The organism is Actinotalea ferrariae (assembly GCF_019733465.1).
GTDB classification, from domain to species: Bacteria; Actinomycetota; Actinomycetes; order Actinomycetales; family Cellulomonadaceae; genus Actinotalea; species Actinotalea ferrariae_A.
The window spans coordinates 1-4,318 of sequence record NZ_JACVQL010000331.1; the positions used below are offsets into that span (position 1 = coordinate 1).

The 4,318-nt window shown below is 75.2% G+C and carries 3 protein-coding genes and 1 pseudogene; all 4 read right to left on the reverse strand.

Going from position 1 to position 4,318, the window contains the following annotated elements; genetic code table 11:
• On the reverse strand, positions 1-856 hold an 856-nt coding region (locus tag ICW40_RS19125), incomplete at its 3' end, for a molybdopterin oxidoreductase family protein (protein ID WP_221655578.1).
• Positions 856-2,181, reverse strand: a complete 1,326-nt coding sequence (locus ICW40_RS19130) for an MFS transporter (protein WP_221655579.1) — start codon at positions 2,179-2,181, stop codon at positions 856-858. The genes ICW40_RS19125 and ICW40_RS19130, both read right to left, overlap by 1 nt.
• A gap of 568 nt (positions 2,182-2,749) precedes the next feature.
• Positions 2,750-3,676: a hypothetical protein gene (locus ICW40_RS19135; RefSeq protein ID WP_221655580.1), complete on the reverse strand. Its 927-nt coding sequence runs from the start codon at positions 3,674-3,676 to the stop codon at positions 2,750-2,752.
• Between the two features lie 324 nt (positions 3,677-4,000).
• Positions 4,001-4,318: pseudogene (locus ICW40_RS19140) on the reverse strand (N-acylglucosamine 2-epimerase); the annotation flags it as partial.

Sequence of the window (4,318 nt, forward strand, 5' to 3'; positions counted from 1 at the left end):
GGCGTGCCGCCCCGCGCAGCGTGTCGGCCGGCACGCCCGTGACCTGCTCGACGCGCTCGGGCCACCACGCGGCCGCGCTGCGACGGACGTCGTCGGCCCCCGTGGTGCGCGCGGCGAGGTACGCCTCGTCCGCGAGGCCCTCGACGAGGACGACGTGGAGCAGCCCGAGCAGCACCGCGAGGTCGGTGCCGGGGATCGGCTGCAGGTGCAGGCCGGCGTCGTCGTCCGTGAGGGTCGCGGTCGCGGACCGGCGCGGGTCCACCACGAGGAGCCCGCCCGCACCGCGCGTGCCGGCGAGGTGCGCGACGGCCGGCGGCATGGTCTCGGCGAGGTTGGAGCCGAGCAGCAGCACGGCCTGCGCGCCGCCGAGGTCCGCGAGCGGGAACGGCAGCCCGCGGTCGACGCCGAACGCGCGGTTGGCCGCGGCCGCCGCGCTCGCCATGCAGAAGCGCCCGTTGTAGTCGATGAACCGCGTGCCCAGCACGACGCGCGCGAACTTCCCGAGGGCGTACGCCTTCTCGTTCGTCAGACCGCCCCCGCCGAACACGCCGACGGCGTCCGGGCCGTGCGCGGACCGGATCGCGCGCAGCCGGTCCGCGACGACGTCGAGCGCGTCGTCCCACGTCGCGGGGTGGAGCACGCCGTCGACGCCGCGCACGAGCGGCGTCGTGAGCCGGTCCGGGGCGCGCAGCACCTGCGCCGAGGTCCAGCCCTTCTGGCACAGCCCGCCGCGGTTGGTGGGGAAGTCGCGGCCGCCCACGGTCACGGGCGCACCGACCGCCGCGGCGGCGTCGTCGGGCGGGGACAGCGTCTGCGCGCACTGCAGCGCGCAGTACGGGCAGTGGGTCGCCGTCATCAGATCCCTGCGGCGGCCATGGGCGCCGACGGCCGCGTGTAGACCGCCCACGTGACCGCGCCCATGACGACGTAGACGGCGACGAAGACGAGCAGCGCGGGTTCCAGGGACCCGGCGAGGTCGCTCGAGACGGCGAAGCCGCGCGGGATGAGGAACCCGCCGAAGGCGCCGATCGCACCCGCGATGCCGATGCAGCCGGCCGCGGCCTTGCGCGAGCGGACGAGCCGCTCGGGCGTGGTGGCGCCGACGCGGAACACCGCGGGGATCATCCGGTAGGTCGCGCCGTTGCCCGCGCCCGTCGCCACGAAGAGCACGAGGAACGAGCCGAGGAAGAGGCCGAAGCTGTGGCTGCGCAGCGCCGCGACCGCGCCGAGCACGCCGAGTGCCATGACGGCGAACGAGGCGATCGTCATGCGTGCACCGCCCCAGCGGTCGGCGAGGATGCCGCCGACGGGCCGCGCGAGCGAGCCGACGAGTGCGCCGAGGAAGGCGATCTGGAGCGCGACCTCGGGGAACTGACCCTTGAGCAGCGTCGGGAACACGCCCGAGTAGCCGATGAAGCTGCCGAACGTGCCGATGTAGAGGAACGCGATGATCCAGGTGTGGCGGTTGTGCACCGCCGCGCCGAACGCCTTGTAGTCGGCCTTCGCCGTCGTGAGGTTGCTCATGAGGCGCCAGGCGAGGAAGGCGGCGAGCAGGATCAGCGGGATGAACATGAGGCCCGCGCGCTCGAGCGCGATGGCGGCGCCCGTGCCGATGACGAGCGGCACCGCGAGCTGGACGGCGGCCGTGCCGAGGTTCCCGCCGGCGGCGTTGAGGCCGAGCGCCTTGCCCTTCTCGCGCTCCGGGTAGAAGAACGAGATGTTCGCCATCGACGACGCGAAGTTGCCGCCGCCGAGGCCGGCGAGGGCCGCGACGAGGAGCAGCATCCCGAAGGACGTGTCCGGGTTGCCCACGGTCCAGGCGAGCAGGCCCGCGGGGAGGAGGAGCAGGAGCGCGCTGACGATGGTCCAGTTGCGGCCGCCGAACAGCGGGACGGCGAACGTGTACGGGATGCGCAGCGTGGCGCCGACGAGGCTCGGCACGGCGATCAGCCAGAACTGCTGGTCGACCGTGAGCGCGAAGCCGGCGTCGGCCAGCTGCGGGACGACGATGCTCCACGAGGCCCAGACCGCGAAGCCGAGGAACTCGGCGAAGATCGACGGGTAGAGGTTGCGCTGGGCGATCCGCCGGCCGCCGTCGGCCCAGAAGGTCGTGTCCTCGGGGTCCCACGTGTCGATCCACCCCCCGCGCCGCTGGGTGCCGTGCTCGAGCGTCGCGGTCATCGCTGCCTCCTGGGTCGTGGTCCGGGCTCCCACCGGCTGCGCACGACGCTAGGCAGCCGGTGTTCCGGCCGTGGTGCCGCCGTGTTACCCCTGCGGAACACCCCCCGCACGCCCCGGCCCCACCCCCTGTGAGAACGCGCTGCGTGCGAGGCCTGGGGCGCGGCCCGGCCCGCCCGGCCCGCGGCCCGCCCTACCCGGCCCGCGGGCGCGCGCCGCACCCCGAGCCCGGCCCGCTCCTCGAGCCCGCCGGCCTTCGCTGGTGACCTGGCGTCACATGGCGACGCGAAGTCACCAGCTAACGCCCGGTGTCTTCGCCCGCAGGCAGCCGCGCCGATCACCGGCGCCTCGCGCGCATCCGCCCTTGGCTGGTGACCTGGCGTCACGTGGCGACGCCGAGTCACCAGCTAACGGCCGAGGCTCCCACGCAGGCAGCCGCGACGACCGGCGCGTCGCGCGCACGCGCGCTTGGCTGGCGACTTGGCGTCACATGGCGACGCCAGGTCACCAGTGAGCGCCGCGTTCGCGACTCGCAGCCCGACGGTGGCGTCACCGGCGGCAGGCGCTGGCGTCAGAGCGCGCAGGCGGGCGAGCAGCGGCGCAGGCGGCCGGTCCAGCCGCGCCGGCCGAGCGCGGTGCCCACCTGCGAGGCGGTCCGGCACGGGATCCCGGCGACGTGGCGCCAGCGGTAGCGCAGGGTCAGGTCGCCGTAGGTGAGCAGGAGGGCGTTGTCCCGCCAGACGTCGTCGTCGGTGCGGCCGCCGGGGTGCGCGAGCTCGCCGTCGAGCTCGACGCGGAGGCCGTAGCGGACGTAGCGGCAGTCCGCCCGGATCCATCGGCCGTCGATGACGCCCCTCGCCTGCAGCTCGGCGCGCGGGAGCCCGTGGCGACGCTCGACCTGGTGGTGGTAGCGGCGCTCGAGGGGCGACTCGACGCCCGCTCGGACGTCGGCCATGACGTCGAGGACGAGCGCGCGCGGGCCGAAGCGCTCGCGCCGCGCGAGGGCGTCGAGGATCTCGAGCGGGCTGGTCCGCGCACGCACCGCGGCGCAGAGCAACCCGACGGCGTCGTCGGTGGAGTCGGCGCCCTGCAGCAGGTCGAGCACGGTCGTGCCTCGGTCGGTCACCGGCAGACGCCCGACCGCTGACACGTCTGCCCGCCGGTGGATGCGCAGGCCCGGCGACGGGCGCACCTTCCGATACCCGGGCACCGAGACCTCCACGACAGCAGGCGCCTTGTCGAGGACACCCTGGAGGAACGCCGCCGAGTGGTGGCTCAGTGCTGCACCCTCACCGGCGTAGATGAGCCCGCCCCGCGCGCGGCTTCGCCATGCCACGGGGCCCGAGTGGACCACGAGCACGCCCCGGTGGAGGCGCTGCCACCGCCCCTCGCGTACCTGGCGGTCGATCCAGGAGGCGGCCAGGCCCGCGTCACGCAGCCGGCGCGTGCTGACGACGTCGTCGATCGCGAGCGAGCGGACGGCTGAGGGATCGCGCATGGCCGGAGTCTCGCGGCAGGGCGTCGCCGTCGGTGCGGCCCCGGCGTCGTCCTGTGGAGGAGCGCGTCATCCACAAGGGCGCGCGTGTGGCGTCGGCTGCTCGTGCCGGCCGCGCCCGGGCATCGCTGGTCACTTCCCGTCACATGGCGACGCGAAGTCACCAGCGATCGGCAGATCCTTCAGCCACCGGGGGCAGCCGGGACCCGCCGGCGCGCACTTCACGGGCGATCCAGCCTTCGCTGGTGACCTGGCGTCACATGGCGACGCGAAGTCACCAGTGAAGGCGAGAAGGGTTGGCGGGCGGGCAGCCGGGCGCCGGGCCGGTCAGGGGGTGAGCTGGGTGGTGAGCTCGGACGGGTCGGTGGTGGGGCGGTGGCAGACGAAGCCGCGGCAGACGTACGCCGTCGGGCGGCCGTCGAGGGTCGGGCGGTCGGCGAGGAGCGGGACCGGTGCCGCGGCGCCGCCCCGAGCACCCGCCGCGCCGCCGGCATCCGCGGCGACGTCGCCCGTCGGGGGATCACCGACGGCCGTCCCACCCGGTGCGATGACGTCGCTCGCAGCGCTTGCGTCGCCCACGGCGAGGACCGCGCCGGGCGCGGGGGCGTGGATCGCCGCGCGGACCAGCGCGTCGCGGTCCGGGCC

Excerpts from the sequence above, each read along its gene's own strand:
- ICW40_RS19135 (WP_221655580.1), bottom strand. The coding sequence starts at position 3,676 with ATGCGCGATCCCTCAGCCGTCCGCTCGCTCGCGATCGACGACGTCGTC.
- ICW40_RS19130 (WP_221655579.1), bottom strand. The coding sequence starts at position 2,181 with ATGACCGCGACGCTCGAGCACGGCACCCAGCGGCGCGGGGGGTGGATC.